This is a genomic window from Streptomyces dengpaensis, assembly GCF_002946835.1.
Taxonomy (GTDB): domain Bacteria; phylum Actinomycetota; class Actinomycetes; order Streptomycetales; family Streptomycetaceae; genus Streptomyces; species Streptomyces dengpaensis.
Map to the genome: position 1 here is coordinate 1,189,398 of NZ_CP026652.1, position 23,013 is coordinate 1,212,410.

Consider the following 23,013-nt stretch of genomic DNA (forward strand, 5'->3'; position numbering starts at 1 on the left):
TCTACCCCACACTGGTAGACAGTGTCTATGAGCGCATCGGAGACGGAGACGGGACTGCGGGCCCGGCTGATCGAAGCCGGCGTCGACCTGGTGACCAAGGAGGGTGCGCAGGCCCTGACCCTGCGGGAGATCGCCCGGCGCGCGGGCGTCTCCCACGGAGCGCCGCGCCGCTACTTCCCGACGCACCTGGAGCTGCTGTCGGCCATCGCGCGCCGGGGATTCACCGACCTGGGGGCCCGGGCGACGCAGGCAGTCGGTGAGAGCGAGGCCGGCCCCCGCGCCCAACTCGCCACGCTCGCGAGGGTCTACATGGACTTCGCCCTGACCAACCGCGGGATGTACGAGCTGATGTTCCGTCATGATCTGCTGGAGAGCAATCGGCTGGGTCTTCGAGAGACGAGCCTGCCGCTGTTCGGCGCGCTCGTGGACCTGGTGGGCCGGGTGCGGCCCGAGGCCGAGGCCCCGGTCGTCGCGGGTGCCCTGTGGGCCAACCTGCACGGGATCGCCCAGCTGTGGAGCTGGGGCAGCCTCCAACTCACCACGGGCACCGACGACTTCGTACCCCTGCTGCATGCCGCGCTGGGCGCGCACCTCGGGCCGGAGGAGCGGTGAACCCGCCCGCCTCACCGCTCCACCGTCGCCTCACGCTCACGAGCAGCGTCCTGGGCTTCGGCGCGACGTCGGCGGGGATCGGCTGGCGCCCGGCATCGGCTGGGTGATCGGGCTGTGGGTCGCGCAGGGCGTGTTCGGCGCCCTGCTGCAACCGGCCACGCTCGGGATGCTGCGCGCCGCGTACCCTCCGGACCGGCTCGGGATGCCCATCGCGCTGCCTACGAGCGCCATCGGTCTCGCGGCCGCCGCCGGGCGGCGTGGCGGGCGGGCTTCAGCAGACGGCCTTGAATGCCGGGACCACGCTCGAGGTCGCGGTGGCGGCCACGCTGATGAGCCTCACGACCGGTGTCGCGGCGGGTCCCCCGTTGACCGCGCTCGCGGCGGTCTCGGCGGTCGGTGTGCTGCTCGCCCTGAAGCTTCCAGGCCGCACACATATCCGGACCGCCAGCCTGGTTCCCCCGGAGGACGCCGCACGCGCCGGTACGAGACCATGAAAGGATCAGAGCCGCAGCCCGGAGGAGAGTCATGGGTCACCTGCGACAGGAGGTCGAGCCGCGCGAGGCCGGGCTCGATCCGGCGGCGCTGGCCCGCCTCGACCAGCACTTCGCCCGCCTGGTCGACGACGGCCGGCTGCCCGGCTACCTGGTCTCCGTCTCCCGGCACGGCCGCGTCGCGCACCTCACGACGTACGGCTGTCGCGACCGCGCGGCCCAACTCCCGGTCGAAACCGACACCTTGTGGCGGATCTACTCGATGACCAAGCCGGTCACGTCGGTCGCCGCGCTGATCCTCCTCGAAGAGGGCCACGTCCAACTCGACGACCCCGTGGCCGACTTCCTGCCCGCCTTCGCCGACCCACGGGTGTACGTGAGCGGCTCCGGCCCCGACACGAAGACCCGCCCGGCGGAACACCCCATCCTGATCCGCCATCTGCTGACCCACACCGCGGGCCTGACCTTCGGCTTCTACTACGCCCACCCCGTCGACGCGCTCTACCGGGACGCCGGTCTGGAGTCGTCGGTGCCGCCGGGCGCGAACCTGGCCGAGACCGTCGACGTATACGCCAGGATGCCACTCCAGTTCGAGGCGGGCACCCAGTGGAACTACTCGGTCGCCACCAATGTCCTCGGCCGTGTCATCGAGGTGGTGTCCGGCCGGGACCTCGACGACTTCCTCGCCGAGCGGGTCTTCGGCCCGCTCGGGATGGCGGACGCCGGGTTCCGCGTCAGCGACGAACAGGCCGGGCGGCTCGCGGAGCTCTACGGAGAGGACGACGAGGGCGGGATCACTCCGATCGCCGGGCTGCCGCTGCACGGCCGCCCCCGTTTCCTGTCCGGCAGCGGCGGCATGGTGGCCACCGCCCACGACTACCACCGTTTCATGGAGCTGCTCCGCCGCCGCGGCGAACTCGACGGAACCCGGCTGCTGCGCCCCGAGACCGTGGACCTGATGGTCACCAACCATCTCCCCGGCAACGCCGACCGCCGTACCTTCGGCAGCCCCGTCCACCAGGAGCCGGGCAACGCGGGCCTCGGCTTCGGCCTCGGCGTCTCCGTCGTGGTGGACCCGGACGTCACCGCGTCCCCTTCGAGCCTGGGCGCGTTCGGCTGGAGCGGAGTCGCGACCACGACGTTCTGGGTCGACCCGCACCACGACATGACCGTGCAGTTCCTGACCCAGCTCCGCCCCAGGACGTCCAGCTCGGTCTTTCCCGAGCTCAAGCGGCTCGTGCACGAGGCGGTGCTGGACTGATCGCCGTCACCCGGCCCTGATCGCGCCGAGGTGGTCGTCCAGGTGGGGGAGGTAGTGGTCGAGGCGCTCCCGCTTGGTCAGCAGGTAGGGCAGGTTCTCCTCGCACGGCGGTATCAGCAGCGGCACCTGCTCGGCGACCTTGATGCCGTGGCGCAGCAGGGACTCCCGCTTGCGCGGGTTGTTCGACAGCAGACGTACGGACCGTACGTCGAGGTCGTGCAGGATCTCCGCCGCCACCCGGTAGTCGCGGGCGTCCACCGGGAGGCCCTGGGCGAGGTTCGCCTCGACGGTGTCCATACCCTCGGCCTGGAGCTTCATCGCGCGCAGCTTGGCGAGCAGGCCGATCCCGCGGCCCTCGTGGCCCCGGAGGTAGACGAGGATGCCGCGCCCCTCGGCCACGATGGCGCGCAGCGCGGCGGTGAGCTGGGGGCCGCACTCGCAGTGCGTGGATCCGAAGGCGTCCCCGGTCAGGCACTCCGAATGGAGCCGGGCGAGCACGTCTCCTTCGCCCAGGGTGTCCAAGTCCCCGTACACGAGGGCCACTTGTTCCTCGCCCCGATCGTGGTCGAGGTAGCCGACGGCGTGGAAATCGCCGTAGACGGTGGGCAAGGGGGCAATCACGGCTCGTTCGACACCTTTGGGGTGGGCATTCCCGCCGAGTACGCCAACGTTTTCTGTCATGATCTGGTCCCTAAGCAGAGTCGAAAGGCCGTGAAAAACATGAGTAGTTCGGGAACGCCGTCGACGACGGTGTCCGGTCAGTTGCCGCTGGACACCACCGAGGATGTGCGAGAACGGGGGGCCGGTGTCGCCCGTCAGGTCGCCGTCCTTCCCGTCGGCAGCTTCGAACAGCACGGTCCGTTCCTTCCGCTGGCGACCGACACGCTCGTCGCGTGCGCCATCGCGCGGGAGGTCGCGGCCGCCTATCCGGTGCATCTCCTTCCTCCGGTGACGATCTCCTGCTCGCACGAGCACGCGGCCTGGCCGGGGACCGTCAGCATCTCCTCCGTCACGCTCCACGCGGTGGTACGGGACATCGCCGACTCGCTGCTCAGGTCGGGCGTCGACACCCTGGTGCTGGTCAACGGGCACGGCGGAAATTACGTCCTGGGCAACGTGGTTCAGGAGTCGGTGGGCAGCGGTACGCGTATGGCGCTTTTCCCTGCCATGGAGGACTGGGACTCGGCCCGCGAACGGGCCGGAGTACAGACCTCGTTGCTCAGCGATATGCATGCGGGAGAAATCGAGACCTCCATTCTTCTGCACGACCGTCCCGAATGCGTCAAAGCCGGTTATGAGACCTCCGATTTCGTCGCCGACGACCGACGCCATCTGCTCACTCTCGGTATGTCGGGCTATACCGAGTCCGGTGTCATCGGCCGTCCCTCGCTGGCTTCCGCCGAGAAAGGCAAGGAACTGCTGGCGGCACTGACGGATTCCTTCGGGGCGTATTTCTCCCTGGTGACGTCCAAGACGCTGCCTGGGGAAGGGGGAACTCCCCGCGATGCGCCGGTCGTTGATCGTCCGCATTGATCGTGTCCTCCCGCACTCTCCTCCCGACCCTCCCGGGGACGCCGGAGCGCCGCGCACCACCGGACGACCAGGACGACGGCTCCGGGCAGGCTCGCCGCGAAGCTGAGCACGCCGTAGACCACGGCGACGCTCAGGCCCATGCTCGCGCCGAGCCCCGCGGCGCCGAACGCCCAGGCGGTCACGCCCTCCCTGGGGCCCCACCCGCCGACGTTCAGCGGCAGCCCCATGGCGAGCAGGGCCAGCAGCGCCAGCGGTATCAACTGGGCGACGGACGCCGTGGATCCGGCGACCCGGGCGGCCAGCACGAACATGGCCAGGTGACCGGCCAGCACCACCACCGAGGAGAGCGTCACCCCGGGCCAGCTCCCCCGGGCGAGCAGCACGCCGCGCGCTTCCGCGAACGCGGCACGGACGGCTCCGTACCGCCGGGAGCGGGCCCGGCCTCTCCGTACGGCACCCACGGTCACCACCGAGCACAGCGACACGATCGCCAGGATCAGGAAGAGCCGCCGGGTCTCGACGAGCACCGGCGACGGCTGCGTCAGCAGCACCCCGGCCCCGACGGCCGCCAGCACCGCCTGCCCGGCGGTCCGTTCGAGCACGACCGCCCGCACTCCGCGGCCGATGTCCCCGGCGCTCTGGCCATGCCGTACGGCCCGGTGCACATCGCCGAGTACGCCGCCGGGCAGCGCCGCGTTCAGGAACAGCGCCCGGTAGTAGTCCGCGACGGCCGGCCCCAGCGACAGCCGGATCCGCAGCCCGCGGGCCACCAGAGACCACCGCCACGCGCTGAACACCGTGGTGAGCAGCCCGAGTCCGAGCGCCGCCAGCAGCGTCACCCCGTCGATCCGCCGCAGCCCGTCCAGAAATACACCGGTACCGAGCCGCCAGAGCAGCACCCCGAGGATGGCGGTACCGGCGACGGTGCCGAGGTGGGTGCGGAGCCGGGGGGTACTGAGCCTCGCGCGGACCCCGCCCGTGCGCGCACCCTTGGCACGCACACGGACCGCCGCCGCGTCCACCCCCACTGCCCCCACCGTCTCCACCCCGGCGCTCACCCCGCACCACCCGTAGGCCGGGGCAGGACCAGCACATCGCTGTGGTGGACCACCGCCCGCAACTCGCCCGCGGCGCACGCCGCCAGGCGGGAGCGCAGATACGGCTCCGCACGCGCCGCGAGGTCGGGCCGCTGCTCGCAGGCCGCGCCGACCCAGCCGCGCAGCCACTCCTCGGTGAGCGCGGCGTCGTCGGGTCCGAGCCGCCAGGGGCTCGGCCGCACCTGGACCGTCGCGCCGTACCGGGCGAAGGCGTCGCAGGCCACCGTGAGGGCGTCGGGGCCGAGCAGCTCGCCGCGGCGCTGATGGGCGTTGAACGCCTCGGCCAGCTCCGCGTCGAGCGGGTCGGCCGGTGCGAGTTCGATCCGTCCCACGACGGACAGCGTCAGCAGCGCCGGGACCCCGGCGCCCGCGCAGGCGGCCGCGAGCCGGTCGATCTCCTCGGCGGTGAGCACGTCCAGCAGCGCGGAGGCCGTCACCAGCGAGGCCCCGGACAGGGCGTCGGCGGTCAGCCGGCCGATGTCGCCGCGCTGTGTGGTGACGGTGACAGGGCTGCCGTCGGCGGCCGTGAGGGGCGCCTCCACGGTCGCGAAGTGCAGCAGATACGGGTCCCGGTCGTGCAGGATCCAGTGCTGGGCGCCGTCGAGGCGGGGGGCGAGCCAGCGGCCCATGGAGCCGGTTCCGCAGCCGAGATCGTGAATCACCAGGTCCGTGGAGCGATCGGACGGATTCGCGAACCGGACACGCAGCGGTTCGAGCAACTCGGCCGCCCGCGCGGCGGCGTCGGCGCCTTCCCTCAACTGGAGCCACTGAGGGGCGTACCGAGGCACCTCGTCGACACCGTCCTGCCCGACACGCTGACCAGGCACCCCTGTACTCGCCTTCTCCCCGGCGGGGGGCGTCGTCGTACTCACGCGGCCCTCCGGGGCTTGTGGGGAAGCCGGCCGAGCACACCGGCCAGGCTGCGGGCCGTCGTGGCCCAGCCGTCGAGCGCGGCGCGTCGCCCGCGGGCGGCGGCCTTGAGGCGGCGGCGTACGTCGGCCTCGCCGAACCAGCCGCGCAACTCCGCGGCGAGGGCCGTCGGATCCTCCGGTGGTACGAGGATGCCGGGCACGCCGCCGTCGGGCGCGCGCCCGACCGCCTCGGGAAGGCCGCCGACGTCCGTCGCGAGCACCGGGATCCCCCGCGCGAGCGCCTCGGTGACGGCCATGCCGTACGTCTCGGCGTACGACGTGAGGACCATGAGATCCGCGGCGGCGTAGCTGGCGTCGAGTTCGGCACCCGCCTGCGGCCCCACGAGGTGCAGCCGGTCGCCGAGGCCGTACTTCTCGATCAGGGCCCGCAGTTGGGCGACGTACGCCGGATCCTGGCCGAGTCCGCCGACGCAGACGCAGCTCCAGGGGAGGTCGGTGACGGTCGCGAGGGCCTCGACGAGGCGGTGCTGCCCCTTGCGCGGGGTGACCGCGGCGACGCACAGCAGTCGCGAGACGCCGTCGGTGCCGGAGGCGAGCGGCGCGATGTCGGCGCCGGGCGCGGCGAGATGGACCCGGTCGGGGGCGAGCCCGTGGTGGGCGACGAGCCGGCGGACGGCCCAGTCGCTGGTCGCCACGACGGCCGCGACGGCGCGGAGCGTCGTACGTTCGCGGGCGTCCAGGTCGGCGGCCACGTCGGGCGCGAGACCCGTCTCGTCGCCGAGCGGCAGATGCACCAGCACGACGAGGGCCAGCCGTTCGGCCTCGGGGACGATGATCTCGGGGACGCCGCAGGCGACGAGGCCGTCGAGCAGGACGACTGTGCCGTCCGGCAAGTCGCGGAGCGTACGGGCGAGTTCCGTACGGGCGGCCGCCGCGGGGCGGGGCCAGCTGCCCGCGACGGCGTGCTGGTGGACCTGCCAGCCGAAGCCGGGGAGGTCCAGACAGAGCCGCCGGTCGTAGGCGTTGCCGCCGCTCGGCGCGGTCGGGTCGTCGACACCGCCGGGCATGACGAAGTGCACGGAGCGCAGGGACATGGGGATGATCTCGGCGTTCTTGAGTGCGGTGTGCTGGACGGGCAGGTAATTCAGCGACGCCTGATCGGCGTTGAGGACCCGGTCCGTGCTCACGGACGCCCGGTCCGTCGTCGTGTCGGTCACAGGGCACGCTCGTAACTCGCCCAGGCGATGTGCGACTCGTGCAGCGTGACGGTGATGCCCGACAGGCCGCGGGCGCCCTCGCCGAGGGCTCCGGCGTGCACGCGGTCGGCGAGCCGGTCGGCGATGACCTTGGCCAGGAACTCCGTCGAGGTGTTCGTGTTCTTGAAGTCCGGCTCGTCGTCGAGGTTGCGGTAGTTCAACGCGCTCACGACGGCGCCGAGTTCCTGTGTGGCCAGCCCGATGTCGACGACGATGTTGTCGTCGTCCAGCTCGGCGCGCCGGAATGTGGCGTCCACCAGGAACGTCGCCCCGTGCAGGCGCTGCGCGGGTCCGAAGACCTCGCCACGGAAGCTGTGGGCGATCATCAGGTGATCGCGGACGGTGATGCTGAACAACGGACGACCCTCCAGGTGCGGTGCGTCTGATCCCCTGCCGGGGGCACGCCGTGTAGTACGGCTGCCCCGTTCTCCTTGTTCAGCTGCCCGTTCCCCTTTCTTTGGAGTCGTTGGAGGTCAGGCAGGTTGTTCCGCGCTCAGACGTCGTCGTACACGACGCGATGGCACAAGCCGGGTATCGATCCGGAGGCGAGCTTGGCCATCACGTCCGGCAGTTCCTCGAAGGCGCACTCGCCGGTGATGAGCGCGTCGAAGGCGGGTTCGGCGAGCAGTTCGAGGGCGAGCGCGAGCCGGTCGGCGTACGTCCTGCTGGCGCGCCGCGCGGGGGAAACGGAGCCCACCTGGCTGCTGCGCACGACCAGCCGCCGCGAGTGGAAGGCCTCCCCCAGCGGCAGGCTGACCCGCCGGTCGCCGTACCAGCTCAGTTCGAGCACGGTCCCCTCCTGGGCGAGGAGTTCCAGCGACCGGGTGAGTCCCGCCTCGGTGGCGCTGGCGTGCACGACGAGGTCGCACTCGCCCGCGGCGTCCTCGGGGAGCGCGAAGTCGACGCCGAGGGCGCGGGCGATGTCGCCGCGCGCGGGATCGGCGTCGACGAGCTGGACGCGTACGCCCGGGAAGCGGGCGAGGAGCGCGGCGACGGAGCAGCCGACCATGCCGCCGCCCACCACGGCGATCCGGTCGCCGATCAGCGGCGCGGCGTCCCACAGGGCGTTCACCGCGGTCTCGACGGTCCCGGCGAGGACGGCGCGCGCGGCGGGCACGGATTCCGGTACGACGGTCACGGCACTCGCCGGGACGACGTACCGCGTCTGATGCGGATACAGGCAGAAGACGGTCCGGCCGAGCAGCGACGCGGGTCCTTCCTCCACTTGGCCGACGCTGAGATAGCCGTACTTCACGGGGGCGGGGAAATCCCCGTCCTGGAACGGTGCACGCATCGAAGCATGCTGACTTTCCGGTACGCCCCCGCGGAAGACGAGAGTCTCGGTGCCCCGGCTCACTCCGGAGAAGAGCGTGCGCACCAGAACCTCCCCGTCCGCGGGGGGTGTCAGGGTGACGTCGCGTATCTCGCCGTGGCCGGGCGACCGGAGCCAGAAGGCGCGAGCTGTGAGTTCCATGGGCGTCCCCCTGAACGATTCAGCAGATCTTCACGTACGGACCGGTGACAAGCCGCGCACTGTACGCGGCGTTGATCGACTCTGTCATATGGCCGGAGGATGTGCGGTGGCCCTGAACAACACATACGACGCGAGGATCCTGGCCCAGGAGACCACGGTGGGAGCGGGTGTGCAGCTCCTGTTGCTGGCTCTGCTGGGGGCGGGGATCGGCATGGGGCCCGCGGGCTGGCTGACCGGCCTGGCCTTCGCGATTGCCACGTGGGCGGTGCTGACCCGCGCCCTGCGCCGCTCGCGGCCACGCTCCTTCGGTCCCGCCAATCGGGTGACGCTCGGCCGGGCCATCCTGGTCGGCGGGGTCACCGCCCTGGTCGCGGACTCCTTCCGGAGCTCGCCGCCGGTCACCCTGCTCGTCGGTCTGACGGCGGTCGCGCTGATCCTCGACGGCGTCGACGGCAAGGTCGCCCGCCGCACCGGTACGTCCTCCGCGCTGGGCGCCCGCTTCGACATGGAGGTCGACGCGTTCCTGATCCTGGTGCTGAGCGTGTACGTCGCGATGTCGGTCGGCCCGTGGGTGCTGCTGATCGGCACGATGCGGTACGCGTTCGTGGCGGCGGCCCGCGTGATGCCGTGGCTGAATGCCGCGCTGCCGCACAGCATGGCGCGCAAGACGGTGGCGGCCCTGCAGGGCGTCATCCTGCTCGTCGCCGGCTCCGGGATCCTGCCGCACGAGGCGACCGTCGGGATCGTGGGTCTGGCGCTGGCCTCGCTCGTCTGGTCGTTCGGCCGCGACATCGCGTGGCTGTGGCGCACGGGGGACCGCAAGCTCCTCGGCGCCCGAAAGCCGGTCGAGCGCACCGCCGAGCGCGATGGTGTGCGCACCGCCGAGCGCGCCGTCACGCGGACCGTCGAGTGCGCCGCCGAGCGCACCCTCGGGCGCACTGTCGTGCGTCATGCCGGACAGGTCATCCCGTCGTCGCGGCGGGTTCCGGCACGCTCTCGGGCCTGACCAGGCCGAGGTGGTCGCGCAGGGTGCTGCCTTCGTACTCCGTGCGGAAGACCGCGCATTCCTGGAGCAGCGGGCCCACGGTGTCGGCGAAGACGTCGAGGCCGCCCGGGGTGATGTGCGGGACGAAGATGAACCCGTCGGCGGCGTCGGCCTGGACGAAGGCGTTGATGGTCTCGGCGACGGTGGCCGGGGAGCCGACGAACGACTGGCGGTTGCCGGTCTCGATGACCCGGTCGCGGATCGACCAGTTGTCGGCCGCGGCCCGCTCCCGCCTGAGGACCGTCCGTCACCTCCGCCCTTCCGGCCGGGCGGGCTCACGGCCGCCCCGCACCACGGTCTCGTCAAGGTCTTCCGCACCGCACAACAGCCCGGCCGGGCGATCTGTTCCGGCCCCGCGCTGGAATTCGGGCCACGTCGCGACGGCTGACCGGCCCCGCGCCGGCGACCGTAACCCTCGGTGACCTGGAGAAAACTTCAACTGGCTAGACTGCGCAGCCTCGTAGACGTGATCGAGACGCGCACGAGCAAGACCGCCCCGAAGGGTTTCGACGCTTGATAGCCATCGAAGATGTCAGCAAGCGATATGCCGACGGCACGGTGGCCGTCGATCGCCTGTCCCTGCAGATACCGAACCACTCCATCACCGTTCTCGTTGGACCCTCGGGCTGCGGCAAGACCACCACGCTGCGCATGATCAACCGCATGGTCGAGCCCAGCAGCGGCACGATCCGGGTGAACGGCGAGGACATTCTGCGCCAGCCGGTCAACGCCCTGCGCCGTTCGATGGGTTACGTCATCCAGAACGCGGGGCTCTTCCAGCACCGCACGATCCTCGACAACATCGCCACGGTGCCGCGGCTGCTCGGCTGGTCCAAGCATCGCGCCCGGGCGCGTGCGGCCGAACTCATGGAGCGCGTCGGCCTCGACCCGGCCATGGCCCGCCGTTACCCGTACCAGCTCTCCGGCGGCCAGCAGCAGCGTGTCGGCGTCGCCCGCGCGCTGGCGTCGGACCCGCCGATCCTCCTCATGGACGAGCCGTTCTCCGCGGTCGACCCGGTCGTCCGCCGGGGCCTCCAGGAGGAGTTGCTCCGCATCCAGGGCGAACTCGGCAAGGCGATCGTGTTCGTCACCCACGACATGGACGAGGCCATCACGATCGGTGACCGTATCGCCGTGATGCGCACCGGCGGCACGCTCGCCCAATTCGCCTCCCCGGACGAGCTGTTGTCGTCTCCCGCCGACCCGTTCGTGGAGGAGTTCCTCGGCGCCGACCGGGGCATCCGCGGCCTGTCGTTCCTGTCCACCCGCGACCTCGAACTCGACCGCTCCCGGGTCTTCCCGGTCGGCTCCGACTGGCAGGAGATCGCCGGACGCGAAGACGCGACGTCGCCGGTGATGGTGACCGAGGCGGGCGGCAAGCCGCTCGGCTGGGCCGACCTCGCCACGTGGGACGGTGACGTCAAGGCCCTTGAGCCGTACGGGCAGGGCTTCGAGGTGGGCCGGGACTCGCTGCGCGTCGCCCTCGACCGGGCCGTGCTGTCGCCGACCGGTCAGGCGGTCGCGGTGGACGGTGCGGGGACGGTGCTGGGGCTCGCCGATCAGGCGACGATCGCCGCCGCGATCCGCGCGGCCCGGCAGCGACGGGCGGCGGACGCCCCGGACCTGTCCGAGGACGCCTCCGAGCTGAAGGCCACCCGATGAACGGCTTCTTCGACATACCGAGCGACCTTCAGCACAGCTATCTCGGCCTGATCTCCTGGCACATGCAGGAGGCCTTGATCCCGGTGCTCTTCGGTCTTGTGCTGGCGCTGCCGATCGGCCTGCTGTGCGTCCGCCTCAACTGGCTCTATCCGCCGGTGCTGTGGGCCACGACGGTGCTGTACGCGATCCCGTCGCTGGCCTTCTTCGTGGTGCTCATCGACTACACGGGGCTCAGCCGGCTCACCGTCATGATCCCGCTGTGTCTGTACACCCTGGTGATCCTCGTCCCGTCGGTCGTCGACGGCGTGCGTTCGGTCCCCGAGGAGACGAACTCCGCCGCGGCCGCGATGGGCATCGGTTACGTACGCCGCTATCTCCAGGTCCAACTGCCCATCGCCGTACCCGCGATCATGGCGGGGCTGCGCGTGGCGACCGCCTCCAGCATCAGCCTGGTCAGCGTCGGCGCGCTGATCGGCAACCAGGGGGCGCTCGGCAATCTGCTGACCACCGCGATGCTGTACCACCGGCCCCTCCTCGCGGTGAACTCGGTGGTCACCACCGCCGCCCTCGCGGTGCTGGTGGACGCCCTGCTGGTGGTGTTGCGGCGGGTGCTCACCCCCTGGCAGCCGCCGTCCCACGGCACGTCCGCACGCCGTACGTCGACGGTGGCGGACGCGTCCCCCCTTCCGGAGAGCGTCTCGTGAACGTACTGAACTTCATGCAATCGTTCTTCAGCGACGGCTCCCACTGGCACGGTTACGACGGCATCCCGCAGCGCGTCTGGGAACACCTCCAGTACTCCGCCGCGGCCCTCGTGATCGCCGCCGCCATCGGCCTGCCCATCGGCCTGGTCACCGGACACACCGGCCGCGGCGGCAACGCGCTGGCCTTCGTGTCCGCGGGTGCCCGTGCCCTGCCCACCTTCGGGCTGCTGGTGCTGATGTTCGTCTGGCTCGGCCTCGGCATCCTGCCGGTGATGATCCCGCTCGTCGTGCTGGCGATCCCCCCGGTGCTCATCACCACGTACGAGGCCATCCGCAGCGTGGACCCCTCCCCCGTCGATGCCGCGCGCGGCATGGGCATGGCGGAGGGGAAGATCCTGCTCCAGGTCGAGGTACCGGCGGCGCTGCCGCTGATCCTCAGCGGCCTGCGCTCCGCGGCGATCCAGATCGTGTCGACGGCGACGATCGCGGCGTATGTGAGCCTCGGCGGCGTCGGCCGCTACATCGTGGACGGCCTCTACCAGCGCGACTACGAGAAGGTCGTCGGCGGGGCCGCCCTGATCGCCGTCCTGGCGCTGCTCGTCCTGGTGCTGTTCTGGGCCGTGGGCCGGGTGGCCGTGTCGCCGGGGGTGCGCAGGCGCCGCGCCGCCTGACTGGCGTACGTGGCCGCGCCGCCTGACTGGCGTACGAGAAAGAGGGGGACGGGCTGTGTGGCCCGTCCCCCTTCACCGTTCGGCGGTGGCCAGCGCGTGTTCGAGGACGACGAGGAGCGCGTCCCGTACGGAACCGCGTTCGCGCGCGTCGAACACGGTGACGGGCACGTGGTCGGCGACGTCGAGGGCCCACCGTACGTCGTCCAGATCGTGGTCGACCTGGCCGTCGAAGGCGTTGATGGCCACCGCGAAGGGGATCTCGCGGTGCTCGAAGTAGTCGACGGCCGCGTAGCAGTCGTCGAGCCTGCGGGTGTCGACGATGACGAGCCCGCCGAGCGCGCCCTCGACGAGGTCGTCCCACATGAACCCGAAGCGCTCCTGGCCGGGGGTCCCGAACAGGTAGAGCTTCAGGGTCGGATCGAGCGTCACGCAGCCGAAGTCCATGGCGACGGTCGTCGTCATCTTCTCCGGGGTGTGGCTGAGGTCGTCGACGCCCGCGGCAACCGAGGTGATGGACGCCTCGGTGGTCAGCGGCTCAATCTCGGATATGGCGCCCACCGTGGTGGTCTTGCCCACGCCGAAGCCGCCCGCGATCACCATCTTCACGGGCAGGGGCGGCCGGGGCCCCGCGGACTCAGCCCTCACGGATGGCGCCCCGGGAGTCGGGGATAGCTCGGAGACCATCGATAACCCTTCGCAAAACGGTGACATCGCGGTTGGAATGGGCCTGCGGTGCGTACAGGGCCAGTTGGCCGTCGGAGCGTAGATCGTCGGCGAGCACCCGGATCACGTTCAAGTGCATCCGCAGTTTCGCCGCAATCTCCGCCAAAGACTGCGGCTCTCGGCAGACCGTGATGATGTCGCGGTGCTGTTCGAACACGAAGGCGTCCAGGGCAGCCAGTCCCACGTCCGTCGCGACCACCTGTGTCTCGATCGGGATCGGCGGTACGAGACTGTCGCCCCCGGCGATCCGCCCCGCGGTCAGCAGGAACGGCCGGACGACCGAAGCAGGACGCTCCGCGTCCCACCCGGCGTCGTCGGTGGCTGATGGCTCGCCGGCCGTCATCACGTCCTCCCCCTTCGCTTCGCGAGCCGTCACCGGTCATGTGACAGCCGTCGGACGTCAACAAGTGAGACGTCAACCGGCCGGACGTCAACTCGTCGGACGTCAACTGGTCGCTCCTCAAACGGTGGGCGCGACGCCCACGGTGTTCTTCAGCTCCATGACGAGCTGTGGGCTCAGGACCTCACCCGCCCGGTTGGCGAAGAGGGTCATCTCGTACGCGATGTTGCCGAGCTTCGCCTCCTTCGAGGCGACCACGCCGAGCACGGCGCCGGCGCCGAGCGCCGACACCAGGACGTGTCCTTCCTCCAGGTCGATGATGACCTTGTTCAGGCCGCCGAGACCGTAGTTGCCGGCGGCGCCCATGGCCAGGCTGGTGATGCCGGAGACGATCGCCGCGAGCCGTTCCGAGTCCGCCTGGCCGCGCAGTTGGGACACCGCGATGAGCAGTCCGTCGGAGGAGACTCCGATCACGTCGACGACCCCCGCCGTCTCGGTGGCGAATCGATTGAGCAGCCAATTGAAGTCGGCAGCGGCGGCCTTCACGTCCGTCACCGGTTCCACGGTTCCTTCCACTGCTCCGGACTCAGGCTCGCCTGTCCACATGGTCACTTGCTCATGCCTTCCGGGGGTGAGGGTCTGCTGGTAGGTCTGCTGTCGGGTGTGCTGGCTTCGGTCGGGGCGTCGGGCCTGCCGTCCGGTCGGCTCGCCGCAGTGGTCCGGCCGTCTGGTCGACTCGCCCCGGTGGTCCGGACCGCGGCGGACCGGCCCGCGGCGGTCCGGCCGTCGGCGGTCCGGCCGTCGGTGGACCGGCTGTCGGTGGACCGGCTGTCGGTGGACCGGCTGTCGGCCGCGCTCTCGCGCTGGGCGCGCAGGACGGCGGCCTCGAACTCGTCGATCTCGGATCGTGCCGCCTCCGCGTCCGCGGTCTGCCAGGCGGGCGGCCGCGGCTTCCTGACGGTTCGTGCGGGCATCCGGCTCGCCGCGGTGGTGGCCGACAGGGTCGCGCCGCGTACCCGGCGCCGCAGCGGAGCGGCATCGCTGGGCCTCGCCGGGGCCGCCGTACCGGAGCCGTGGTCGGAGCTGGTGCCCGAGCCGCGGTCGGAAGTTGTACGGGAGCCGCGGTCGGTACCGGTGCCGATGCCGATGCCGTCGGCGGGCCGGTACGCGCCGGGCCCGTTCGCCGGGTGGGCCATGGCGCGCTCGCCTCCGGTGTCGTCCGTGGGTTCCGGGTGGCGCGCGTGGCTGGGAGACTCCGCGTTGCGGGAGGGCGCCGGAACCCTCCGGGGCAGACCCGAGGGGCCGGGCGGTGACTCCACCGTCGCGGGGCGCGGCTCGCTCGCGCCGGAGTGGCGGGCCGGCGGCAGGATGTGCGGGGCCCGTGCCGCGGTATGCGCAGGGTCGGTGAGCAGGAGGTGGGTCGAGGGGACCACGACGGTGGCCGTGACGCCACCGCCCGGGGTGCGGGACAGGACGACTTCGATGCCCCAGCGCCGGGACAGTCCGCCGACCACGAACAGGCCCAGGACCTCCGTCGGCGCCAGGTCGAGCCGTTCACGCCGGATCAGCCGGGCGTTCTCCTCCACAAGGCGCTCGGGGCTCATCCCGAGCCCGTGGTCGATGATCTCGACGAGAACGCCGCCGGATCCGTGCCCGGGGCGCAGGACCACTTCGACGCCGCTGGTCGCCGGGGAGAACATCACCGCGTTCTCCAGCAGTTCGGCGAGCATCAGCGTCAGATCGCCGACGATGTCGGGGGCGACGGTGACATCGCCCTCGGCATGCGGAGTGACCCGCTGGTAGCCCTCGATCTGACCGAGCGCGGCGCGGACGATGTTGCTGAGCCGCATCGGCTCGGCGCCCAGGCCCGTCTCGCTGATTCCGGCGAGCAGCATCAGGCTGTCGGCGTTGCGCTGGAGGCGTACGGCGATGTGGTCGATGCGGTAGAGCCGGTCCAGCACCTCCGGGTCGGTCTCGCCGCGCTCCACCGAGTCGATCAGAGCGAGTTGACGTGCCGTCAGATTGCTGATGCGACGGCCGACGTTGCCGAACATCTCGGCGATGTTGCGGCGGCTGACGACCTGGCGCTCCAGCAGCGCGGTCGCGGTGACCTGAACCTGGTTGAAGGCTTCGGCGAGTTCACCGATCTCGTCGCGCACCGGCACGGGCACGGCTTCGAGGCGCGGTGGGCTCGCGTCGTCGGCGTCGTCGTCCGCGACCCGGGCCAGCTCGGTCTCGGCCGCGGTGGCCACGTGCTGGGCCGCCTCGGTGAGCGTCCGCACGGTCCGGACCACGGAGCGGCGCACCAGCACCGAGAACAGGAACCACGCCCCGAAGGCGAGCAGCGTGCCGGCGATCAGCCAGAACACCTGCCACCAGGCGTCGTTCGACGCGTCCTCGGTGTCGGCGGCGATCTCGCCGATCAGGTTCTGAGTGATCTTCAGCCGGTTCTCGGCCTGGCGCTCGTATGTGGGGTCGGCGCGCAGCGCGTCACCGAGGGCGACGCGCACCTGCCCCGCGTTCTCGGCGACCAGACCGCTCGGGTCGACCTGGAGCTCGGCCCAGTGCTGGGCGATGACGTTCTGGTACGGGCTGCGCTCGATCTCGGCGAGAACCGCGCCCTGTTCCTGGCTGGCGAACCGGGTGAACCGCTCGGCGTGGTAGCCGTACTGCTCGTAGTCGCCGACGGCACCGGTGAACTCGATGAGCGCGTTGGAGTCCCGGGTACGGGCGGCGAAGACGCTGGTCTCGAAGGACGCGTGAGCGGTGTCGGCGCGCAGCAGCGCGTCGAGCAGATTGCCCGCGGACGACGAGGACTCGGCGCCCAACTGGCCGAGTCCGAGGCCGTTGATGAGGCCCTCGATCACCGATCCGTACGCGGGGTCGATGTTGTCGGCGGGAATCGGACCCAGTTCGACGGTCTTGCGGAGGCTGTCCAGGCCCTCCAGTTCCTGCAGCGCCGAGGCCTCGGCGTCGGGCAGCCGGTCCCCGTAGGCCGAACGGACGGCCTCGATCTGGCGGTTGACCTGCCCTTGCGCCTGGAGGTACGAGGAGGCGTCGGGCGCGTTGTCACGGTCAAGGGCAGCCTGGTGGCGCAGGGAGACGAGGAGCGCCTGCCGGTGCTCGGTCTGCACGCTGTCGATGAGCTTGGTCACGTGCGCGCTGTCCCGCACGAGTTGGGCGGTGTCGGCGGCGGACCTGGCCCGGTCGACCTGGCTGTAGACGACGTACGAGAGCATCACGGAGACGACCACGAGCGGGACGATCACCAGGACGTTGAGTTTGCGGCGGAAAGGCAAACGGTCGAGGAGGGGTGGCCTTCGGCCTCTTGAGGGAGCCGTGGACGACTGCCCCTGGGCGGCCTTCTTTTCGTGCGCGGGCACCGACCCTCCTCGACTTTGTTCCCCTGGAAGCCCTTGGCCCGGGCTGGGTGTTTCAGTGGTTCAGCGATCGCGACAGCGCGCTCGGCCCGACAAGTGGAACAGGGCCCTCGACGCGGCCCCACAGTAGCGGCTGTCCCAAGAGTGCGGCCATGATCAGCCAAAAAGTGACAGGTGGAAACGCCGGATTCACCGTCGTATTGGTCGCGTTGTGCACACGGGGCGAAGCCACACGGTCCCCATCAGTCACCTGGAGGAGCCCGTACGGTCCTCATCAGCCATACGGATGGGCGCCGCATGGGGTCCGACTCAACACCGTACGGCGTCCGGCGGTGACAGGAATGACGTCGTACGGTCTCCGTCAGTGATCAGCAGTGATCTATTCGTGTCTTGACGGTCCTTAAGACGCCTCGATTGGATCGTCTGGACCATGACCACCCGCGTCTTCCGCCCACGACCACCCCACTCATGCCAAGTCTGGATGACCACGTGACGATCGCCCGAAGCACCAAAACGTCCGCAACGTACGCTGTTTCCCTGCTGGTTGTGGCCACGGCCGCACTGACGGGCTGCGGTTCCTCCGACGACTCCGGCAAGAACGACCCGTTGCAGGGGGACGCCGCCAAGGGCGGTACGGTCGTTGTCGGCTCCAACAACTTCCCCGAGAGCATCCTGCTTGCCGACATCTACGGTGAGGCCCTCAAGTCCAAGGACATCAAGGTCAGTTACAAGCTGAACATCGGCAGCCGCGAGACGACATACGGCCTGATCAAGAACGGCACGCTCACGGTCCTGCCCGAATACAACGGGGCCCTGCTCGCCTACCTCGACGCCAAGGCGGCCCCGAAGACGGTCGAGGAGACCAACAAGGCCATCACGGCCAAACTCGACGCGAAACTGGCCCTGTTGGAGCCGTCCGAGGCCCAGGACAAGGACGCGGTCGCCCTCAACGAGGCCACGGCCAAGAAGTACAACCTCACGGACAAGTCGACGATCGCCGACCTCGCCGACGTCTCGAAGGACCTGGTCATCGGCGGCTCGCCCGAGTTCCAGACCCGTCACCAGGGGCTGAAGGGCCTCAAGTCCGTCTACGGCATCGAATTCAAGTCCTTCAAAGCGCTGGACGCCGGCGGCCCGCTGACGGCGGCGGCCCTCAAGGGCAACAACATCCAGGCCGCGGACATCTTCACGACGGACCCTGGAATCGCCAAGAACAAGTTCGTGGTCCTGCAGGACTCCAAGGATCTCTTCGGATTCCAGAACGTCACTCCGCTGACGTACAAGAGCGATCTGCCGTCGGCCGGGGTTTCCGTGCTCAATGACGTCTCGGCGAAGCTTGACACGAAGACCCTGATCGAGCTCAACAGCCAGGTGCAGGAAGGAAAGGATCCCCTGGATGTGGCGAAGGCGTGGCTGTCGTCGGCCGGCCTGAGCTGAACTGAGCCGAGTTGAACTGAGCCGAGCTGGGCTGGGCCGGCCGGCGGTGTCTGAAGGCCGGGGCGGGAACCCGCTCCGGCCTGATGCCTTGGCGCCGAGGCGTCACGTCACAGGGCGGACGCCGGTCCCGTCCCTCCTCTGCTCAGGTCGGGCGGGAGCGATGATCGTGGCGGCGGTTCCTCTTGCGGTGGTTCCTAGCCCGGCGGCGGGGATGCCGGCGCCCAGCACCTGACACCGCGCGAGCCCATACCGCGCCCACAGCGCCGCCGTCCAGGCGCACAGCAGCGCATCGATGAGGTCCTCGCGGTGCTTGTACTCGGCCGAGGCCTCGGGCGAGGGTTCCTCGGCCAACCGACGCGACACCGGGTGGGAGGACAGCAGGAGCGGCGGATCGGCGGTGGCCAGCCCCGCGAGCCGCACGATCAGCTGGTCGCACTCGGCGGCCCGCACCGCACGCCACCGCGCCGTCGGCACGCGCGCGGGCCGCCGCTTGTACGTGGGCCTCTCCTGGTCGTAACCGAGCTCGGTCGCCCCGACGAGGGTCGTGTACGGATAGCACTCCGACATCACCAGACCACGCACCGGCGGTCCGGACGCGCCGTCGTCGTACACCCACCCCGCCGCGCGCAATCGCTCACGCAACAACACTCCCGCGAGGCGCGGCGACCCCAGATTCGTACTGTTCGCGCTCACCTTCCACCGCCCGTACCGCCGCCCCACCTCCCGCTCGCACGCCCGCTGGCCGCTTGGGTTGTCGACGACGAGCGGCGCATCGACGAACACGAGGGAAGACCGGCCCGAGGCCACCCCACCAATCCAGGCAACCGTCTCGTCGATCCCCCGGGTCCAGCCACAGTCGATCACCGCACCGGACCCGTCGATGACGGCGACACCCGTCTCATTGGGCCTGGCCCGGGGGCCGCCGCCCTGCGCCCAGGCGAGGTCGACACCGATGAACCGCTCGATCTCCATGGTTCGGTCCTACCAGAGGCGTGGGCGAGCGTGGGCGTGCCGCCGAAGATCGGGTCACGAATACGTATCGGACATTTAACACTTCAACCTTCACTTGAGGCGCACAACTTGGCTAGGTTGTCCTGGCAGTTGACCGCCGCCCCGGCAGGCGGAGTTCGGAAAGAGAGGCCGCTCATGGCACAGGACGACGGGCCGAGCCCGGAAGAGGTCCAGCGGCGGATCAGCGCCTTCTACGATCACGCCAAGACCGTGAGCGGGACCTACAACGCGCCCCGGGCGACGACCACGGGGGCGGCGCGCAAGCGCGTCACCCCGGACGCCGGCAACGCGCGCGGTCGCGAGGACACCGACGCCGCCAACCTCGCCAGGCAGTGGTTCAACGCGACGCGCGCACAGCTGGGCCCGACCGTGCCGGCAGTGCTGCCGCCCGACCGAACGCCGAACCGCGCGACCGGGAAAGGCCCCGCGAAAGCACGGGAGCTTCCCGAGGCCCCGACGCCCACAACGCGCCCCGGCAACGAACTCACGAGCGGTGACAGCGGATCGGCAATGGGACGCCCCGTCCCGGCATTGACCGCCGGACCCACCGCAGCACCCATAGCCGCGCTACCCGCCGCACCGGAGCCTCGCAGGGCTCTCCCCGCCCCGCTCACCGAACAGCTGCCACAGTCCTCACCAAAGACGCGCAAGGAACTGAACCGCCAAAAGCTGGCCGGGGCCAGGGAGTTGCTGTCCAGGCACACCGCGGAGCGCAAGACGCCGGTCGCACCGATGCAGGACACCTGGAACACCGCAGAGCCGCCACGCGTGAACCAAGCGCCAGAGGAGCGGCGGGAGTGGCAGGAATGGCCACCCCAACAATCGGCCGCCCTAGGCGCAGCCGTACCGATCGAAGCAGCCGTACCGATCGAAGCAGCCATACCGATCGCCGCAGCCCTACCGATCGGCGCGGACAGCACGTCGGACGCGGGCTACGGCAGAAACACCGCGAACGTCCTCGCCTTCGCCCTAGCCCAGATCGGCAGACCGTGCGTCTGGGGCGCGGCCGGCCCGGACTCCTACGACTGCTCCAGCCTCACCCAGGCCGCCTGGAAAGCCGCCGGAGTCGCACTCCCCCGCACCACCCACGACCAGGCAACCTACGGCAGGCCCATCCCCCTCGCCGAACTCCGCCCCGGCGACCTGATCTTCTTCTTCGCCAACATCAGCCACGTCGCCCTCTACGTCGGCAACGGCACAATGATCCACGCCCCGGGCCCAGGAGCCCGCATCCGCGAGGAGTCAATCTTCTTCGCCGGAGAGGCAGCGATCCACAGTGCGGCGCGCCCTGCCTAGGCCGGAGGCCGGCTACACGAACACCCAGTTGCGCTCCACCCGAGCAAGCTGACCGGGCGGCCCCCAGCCACCCTGCGGGGCATTGTCGGGCTGAGGGTTGGGGTTCGGTGTAGTCGTCATGATGCGTCTCCATTCGCGGTGCGGGGTCGCTCGATCGAGTCGGCCCCGCGTCGGCGGGCAAGAAGTTGGTTGGATGACAGTTCCCGCGTCCGGGAGCATGCGGTGGCGGCGCTCCGCCCGCTTCTGGCGGGGGGATCGCTCCGCCCCGCTTCCGGCATGGGATCAGGGACGCAGTCCGCGGATCTTCTGCCCTGCCTCGGTCGCCGGGTAGAGCACGGCGTCGGCCGTCGACGGGTTGTGCAGTTGTGTGCAACACCTTCGCCTCGGCAGGCTATTCGGTCACCCGATGCGGTCATGTGTTCGGTCAGGCAGCCTCTGTCGAGGCTTTGCGGGCGAGCAGTTGAATCTCCTGGAACTGCCGTCGGTCGGTGGGCTGGGGCTTGCGAACCATCCGGGCTACCTCGGCCAACCCGGACTTGCGCAGCATCGCGGCGAGGTGATCAGGCCACCACCGGTAGGCCGGCGCGACTGTGTGATCGAAGACCTGCGTCGGGTGAGACGGATCATCGCTTGCCGAAAAGCCGACCAGAAGGTGGGCGCCAGGTGCCAGCACACGATGGAACTCCGCCAGGATGACGGGGAGTTCCTGCGGCGGAGTGTGGATGATGGACCAACGTGAGAGTACGCCGCCCAGCACGCCGTCAGCGATGTTCAACGCGGCCATCGAGCCCACGTCGAACCGCAGGCCCGGATAGGCCTGTCGGGCCAACTTGATCATCGCGGGAGAGGCATCAACACCAAACGCCGCCAGCCCCAGCTCGTCCAGATAAGCGGTGATATGGCCAGGCCCACACCCCAGGTCCGCGACCTGACCGTCCCCGCTCGCACGTACGCCTCGGCGAAGGCACCCAAGACCGCACGGTCCAGGGGACTGTCACGCAGCGTGTCGCGGAACAGCTGCGCATAGGTGGGGGCAGCAGCGTCGTAGGCCTCGCGGGTGGCGCTGAGGGCATCGTGTTCGACCACGCTCGCGACAGTAGTTCCTGGCGCTGAGGCGAGCCGAGAGAATCACGATCTTCCCTCCCGCCTGTTCGCACGGCCCTGCGCAGTTTCGACCGCCAGTACCTCGTCGCCGACAACCGTGTCCTCGACCGCCCGCGTCCTGACCTCTGGGCGGCGCTCCGAGAGGGCCAGCTCTTCCTCAACCAGCAGTCGACACACCAAATCCGCTCAATGACGTCCGGCGCGACCGCGTCCCGTCCGTCGCCCTCGACCGCGTCCGCGCCGTCGGCTGAGACCCGCACGCGGGTTTCCGCAACAACTGCATTCTGTATACTGTCGGCACCAATGGCCCCGGCTCGGAGGCGACATGGAAGATCTGGATCCCGAGGTGGTGCTGGGAATGGCTGCCCAGGCACCCGACGGCATAGTGATCATCGACCGTGAAGGACTGATCCGCTATTGGAACCGGGGGGCGGAGCGCATCTTCGGGTTCTCGGCGGCCGAGGTCGCCGGTCGCAGCCTGGACATCATCATCCCCGAGCGCCACAGGCAGCGTCATTGGGACGGCTTCCAGACGGCCATGGCGCAAGGGACCAGCAGGTACGGGGAAGCGGACCTCCTTTCGGTTCCCGCGGTGGGGGCGGACGGCCGCAAGCTCTCCATCGAGTTCAGCGTGGTGCTGCTGGCCGATCCTGACGGCGGCGCGGGCCACTGCGGCGCCGTCATCCGGGATGTCACCGCTCGACGGGCCCGGGAAAAGGAACGGATGCGGCGTAACGAGGCCGCCACCGCCAGCACAACAGCCTGAGAAACGCCGCCGAAACACCGGGCCATCGCCGCGACCAGCGCGGCGATGGCCCGTGTCGTGTCCGGCGCCCGCACCATGCCGTGTCGCGTCCGGCGCCCGCCACACGCCGATGACCGCGTCGCGTCCGGCGCCCGCCACACGCCGATGACCGCGTCGTGTCCAGCGCCAGCCACACGCCGATGACCGCGTCGTGTCCAGCGCCAGCCACACGCCGATGACCGCGTCGTGTCCAGCGCCAGCCACACGCCGATGACCGCGTCGTGTCCAGCGCCAGCCAC

The 23,013-nt window shown here is 70.3% G+C and carries 21 protein-coding genes and 5 pseudogenes; 13 read left to right on the plus strand and 13 right to left on the minus strand.

The window, feature by feature from the left end; genetic code table 11:
- The first annotated feature begins 27 nt into the window (after positions 1-27).
- The 4 genes and pseudogenes from C4B68_RS05505 (at position 28) to C4B68_RS05515 (ending at position 2,364) form a co-directional block, all read left to right on the plus strand.
- Positions 28-612 carry a TetR/AcrR family transcriptional regulator gene (locus C4B68_RS05505; RefSeq protein WP_099502726.1) on the plus strand — a complete coding sequence of 195 codons (585 nt, stop codon included), beginning with the start codon at positions 28-30 and terminating at the stop codon, positions 610-612.
- Positions 513-883, plus strand: a pseudogene (locus tag C4B68_RS44630) (hypothetical protein); the annotation flags it as partial. The gene C4B68_RS05505 and the pseudogene C4B68_RS44630, both read left to right, overlap by 100 nt.
- Positions 884-896: 13 nt before the next feature.
- The gene (locus C4B68_RS41740; protein WP_167458937.1) at positions 897-1,106 is read left to right on the plus strand and encodes a hypothetical protein; all 210 of its coding nucleotides are present in this window, start codon (positions 897-899) and stop codon (positions 1,104-1,106) included.
- A gap of 31 nt (positions 1,107-1,137) precedes the next feature.
- Positions 1,138-2,364, plus strand: coding sequence for a serine hydrolase domain-containing protein (locus C4B68_RS05515; RefSeq protein WP_099502728.1), 1,227 nt, complete (start codon positions 1,138-1,140; stop codon positions 2,362-2,364).
- Positions 2,365-2,370: 6 nt separating this feature from the next.
- Here C4B68_RS05515 and ribA read toward each other — a convergent pair whose 3' ends face one another.
- Entirely contained in the window at positions 2,371-3,045 is a 675-nt protein-coding gene (gene ribA, locus C4B68_RS05520; RefSeq protein WP_099502730.1) for a GTP cyclohydrolase II, read from the minus strand.
- A gap of 39 nt (positions 3,046-3,084) precedes the next feature.
- Here ribA and C4B68_RS05525 point away from each other — a divergent pair, with 39 nt between their 5' ends.
- Positions 3,085-3,897 (plus strand): creatininase family protein, encoded by an 813-nt coding sequence (locus C4B68_RS05525; protein WP_099502732.1) that lies wholly within the window; start codon positions 3,085-3,087, stop codon positions 3,895-3,897.
- Positions 3,898-4,046: 149 nt separating this feature from the next.
- On the opposite strand, the pseudogene C4B68_RS42975 reads toward C4B68_RS05525, so the two are convergent.
- The 5 genes and pseudogenes from C4B68_RS42975 to C4B68_RS05550 all read right to left on the minus strand — a co-directional run.
- Positions 4,047-5,033 (minus strand): annotated as a pseudogene (locus C4B68_RS42975) (lysylphosphatidylglycerol synthase transmembrane domain-containing protein); the annotation flags it as partial.
- Positions 4,952-5,821 carry a class I SAM-dependent methyltransferase gene (locus tag C4B68_RS05535; RefSeq protein ID WP_240634672.1) on the minus strand — a complete coding sequence of 290 codons (870 nt, stop codon included), beginning with the start codon at positions 5,819-5,821 and terminating at the stop codon, positions 4,952-4,954. The gene C4B68_RS05535 and the pseudogene C4B68_RS42975, both read right to left, overlap by 82 nt.
- Positions 5,822-5,862: 41 nt before the next feature.
- Positions 5,863-7,083, minus strand: a complete 1,221-nt coding sequence (locus tag C4B68_RS05540) for a glycosyltransferase family 4 protein (protein ID WP_099502736.1) — start codon at positions 7,081-7,083, stop codon at positions 5,863-5,865.
- Entirely contained in the window at positions 7,080-7,478 is a 399-nt protein-coding gene (locus C4B68_RS05545) for a 6-pyruvoyl trahydropterin synthase family protein (RefSeq protein ID WP_099502738.1), read from the minus strand. The genes C4B68_RS05540 and C4B68_RS05545 overlap by 4 nt, the downstream gene beginning before the upstream one ends.
- Before the next feature lie 137 nt (positions 7,479-7,615).
- Positions 7,616-8,596, minus strand: a complete 981-nt coding sequence (locus C4B68_RS05550; protein ID WP_099502740.1) for a zinc-dependent alcohol dehydrogenase — start codon at positions 8,594-8,596, stop codon at positions 7,616-7,618.
- A gap of 106 nt (positions 8,597-8,702) precedes the next feature.
- Between C4B68_RS05550 and C4B68_RS05555 the strand changes: the two genes are divergently transcribed.
- Complete coding sequence (locus C4B68_RS05555; protein WP_099502742.1) at positions 8,703-9,602, plus strand: CDP-alcohol phosphatidyltransferase family protein; 900 nt, start codon at positions 8,703-8,705, stop codon at positions 9,600-9,602.
- Here C4B68_RS05555 and C4B68_RS42980 read toward each other — a convergent pair.
- Positions 9,559-9,873 (minus strand): annotated as a pseudogene (locus C4B68_RS42980) (F420-dependent methylene-tetrahydromethanopterin reductase); the annotation flags it as partial. The gene C4B68_RS05555 and the pseudogene C4B68_RS42980 overlap by 44 nt on opposite strands.
- A gap of 281 nt (positions 9,874-10,154) precedes the next feature.
- Between C4B68_RS42980 and C4B68_RS05565 the strand changes: the two are divergent.
- From C4B68_RS05565 to C4B68_RS05575, 3 genes are read left to right on the plus strand one after another with little or no spacing between them, the layout of a single operon-like run.
- The gene (locus C4B68_RS05565; protein WP_099502744.1) at positions 10,155-11,303 is read left to right on the plus strand and encodes an ABC transporter ATP-binding protein; all 1,149 of its coding nucleotides are present in this window, start codon (positions 10,155-10,157) and stop codon (positions 11,301-11,303) included.
- The gene (locus C4B68_RS05570; RefSeq protein ID WP_099502746.1) at positions 11,300-12,007 is read left to right on the plus strand and encodes an ABC transporter permease; all 708 of its coding nucleotides are present in this window, start codon (positions 11,300-11,302) and stop codon (positions 12,005-12,007) included. Before C4B68_RS05565 ends, C4B68_RS05570 begins: the two co-directional genes overlap by 4 nt.
- Entirely contained in the window at positions 12,004-12,678 is a 675-nt protein-coding gene (locus C4B68_RS05575; RefSeq protein WP_099502748.1) for an ABC transporter permease, read from the plus strand. The genes C4B68_RS05570 and C4B68_RS05575 overlap by 4 nt, the downstream gene beginning before the upstream one ends.
- A 72-nt stretch (positions 12,679-12,750) precedes the next feature.
- Here C4B68_RS05575 and C4B68_RS05580 read toward each other — a convergent pair whose 3' ends face one another.
- The 4 genes from C4B68_RS05580 to C4B68_RS05595 form a co-directional block, all read right to left on the minus strand.
- A complete protein-coding gene (locus C4B68_RS05580) occupies positions 12,751-13,278 on the minus strand; it encodes a GTP-binding protein (RefSeq protein ID WP_240634674.1) in 528 nt (175 codons plus the stop codon).
- A gap of 34 nt (positions 13,279-13,312) precedes the next feature.
- A complete protein-coding gene (locus tag C4B68_RS05585; protein WP_099502887.1) occupies positions 13,313-13,744 on the minus strand; it encodes a DUF742 domain-containing protein in 432 nt (143 codons plus the stop codon).
- A 117-nt stretch (positions 13,745-13,861) separates the two neighbouring features.
- Positions 13,862-14,347: a roadblock/LC7 domain-containing protein gene (locus tag C4B68_RS05590; RefSeq protein ID WP_099502752.1), complete on the minus strand. Its 486-nt coding sequence runs from the start codon at positions 14,345-14,347 to the stop codon at positions 13,862-13,864.
- Positions 14,348-14,349: 2 nt separating this feature from the next.
- On the minus strand, positions 14,350-17,124 hold the full coding sequence (locus tag C4B68_RS05595) for an ATP-binding protein (protein ID WP_240634186.1): 2,775 nt from the start codon (positions 17,122-17,124) through the stop codon (positions 14,350-14,352).
- Between the two features lie 465 nt (positions 17,125-17,589).
- Between C4B68_RS05595 and C4B68_RS05600 the strand changes: the two genes are divergently transcribed.
- Positions 17,590-18,558, plus strand: a complete 969-nt coding sequence (locus tag C4B68_RS05600) for an ABC transporter substrate-binding protein (RefSeq protein WP_099502754.1) — start codon at positions 17,590-17,592, stop codon at positions 18,556-18,558.
- Positions 18,559-18,660: 102 nt separating this feature from the next.
- Here the strand turns inward: C4B68_RS05600 and C4B68_RS05605 are convergent, their stop codons facing one another.
- Complete coding sequence (locus tag C4B68_RS05605; protein ID WP_099502756.1) at positions 18,661-19,530, minus strand: DUF429 domain-containing protein; 870 nt, start codon at positions 19,528-19,530, stop codon at positions 18,661-18,663.
- 174 nt (positions 19,531-19,704) lie between these two features.
- Between C4B68_RS05605 and C4B68_RS05610 the strand changes: the two genes are divergently transcribed.
- Positions 19,705-20,865 (plus strand): C40 family peptidase, encoded by a 1,161-nt coding sequence (locus tag C4B68_RS05610; RefSeq protein ID WP_099502758.1) that lies wholly within the window; start codon positions 19,705-19,707, stop codon positions 20,863-20,865.
- Between the two features lie 424 nt (positions 20,866-21,289).
- Here C4B68_RS05610 and C4B68_RS05615 read toward each other — a convergent pair.
- Positions 21,290-21,951 (minus strand): annotated as a pseudogene (locus C4B68_RS05615) (class I SAM-dependent methyltransferase).
- Between the two features lie 69 nt (positions 21,952-22,020).
- On the opposite strand from C4B68_RS05615, the pseudogene C4B68_RS41745 reads away from it, so the two are divergent.
- Positions 22,021-22,371, plus strand: a pseudogene (locus tag C4B68_RS41745) (type ISP restriction/modification enzyme); the annotation flags it as partial.
- On the plus strand, positions 22,295-22,735 hold the full coding sequence (locus C4B68_RS05625; protein ID WP_099502760.1) for a PAS domain S-box protein: 441 nt from the start codon (positions 22,295-22,297) through the stop codon (positions 22,733-22,735). The pseudogene C4B68_RS41745 and the gene C4B68_RS05625, both read left to right, overlap by 77 nt.
- Positions 22,736-23,013: the final 278 nt, after the last annotated feature.

Coding starts and splice junctions, on each gene's coding strand:
- C4B68_RS05525 (WP_099502732.1), top strand. CDS start 3,085: ATGAGTAGTTCGGGAACGCCGTCGACGACGGTGTCCGGTCAGTTGCCG.
- C4B68_RS05625 (WP_099502760.1), top strand. CDS start 22,295: ATGGAAGATCTGGATCCCGAGGTGGTGCTGGGAATGGCTGCCCAGGCA.
- C4B68_RS05550 (WP_099502740.1), bottom strand. CDS start 8,596: ATGGAACTCACAGCTCGCGCCTTCTGGCTCCGGTCGCCCGGCCACGGC.
- C4B68_RS05570 (WP_099502746.1), top strand. CDS start 11,300: ATGAACGGCTTCTTCGACATACCGAGCGACCTTCAGCACAGCTATCTC.
- C4B68_RS05605 (WP_099502756.1), bottom strand. CDS start 19,530: ATGGAGATCGAGCGGTTCATCGGTGTCGACCTCGCCTGGGCGCAGGGC.
- ribA (WP_099502730.1), bottom strand. CDS start 3,045: ATGACAGAAAACGTTGGCGTACTCGGCGGGAATGCCCACCCCAAAGGT.
- C4B68_RS05590 (WP_099502752.1), bottom strand. CDS start 14,347: ATGTGGACAGGCGAGCCTGAGTCCGGAGCAGTGGAAGGAACCGTGGAA.
- C4B68_RS05515 (WP_099502728.1), top strand. CDS start 1,138: ATGGGTCACCTGCGACAGGAGGTCGAGCCGCGCGAGGCCGGGCTCGAT.
- C4B68_RS05585 (WP_099502887.1), bottom strand. CDS start 13,744: ATGACGGCCGGCGAGCCATCAGCCACCGACGACGCCGGGTGGGACGCG.
- C4B68_RS05505 (WP_099502726.1), top strand. CDS start 28: ATGAGCGCATCGGAGACGGAGACGGGACTGCGGGCCCGGCTGATCGAA.
- C4B68_RS05610 (WP_099502758.1), top strand. CDS start 19,705: ATGGCACAGGACGACGGGCCGAGCCCGGAAGAGGTCCAGCGGCGGATC.
- C4B68_RS05600 (WP_099502754.1), top strand. CDS start 17,590: ATGCCAAGTCTGGATGACCACGTGACGATCGCCCGAAGCACCAAAACG.
- C4B68_RS05580 (WP_240634674.1), bottom strand. CDS start 13,278: ATGGTGATCGCGGGCGGCTTCGGCGTGGGCAAGACCACCACGGTGGGC.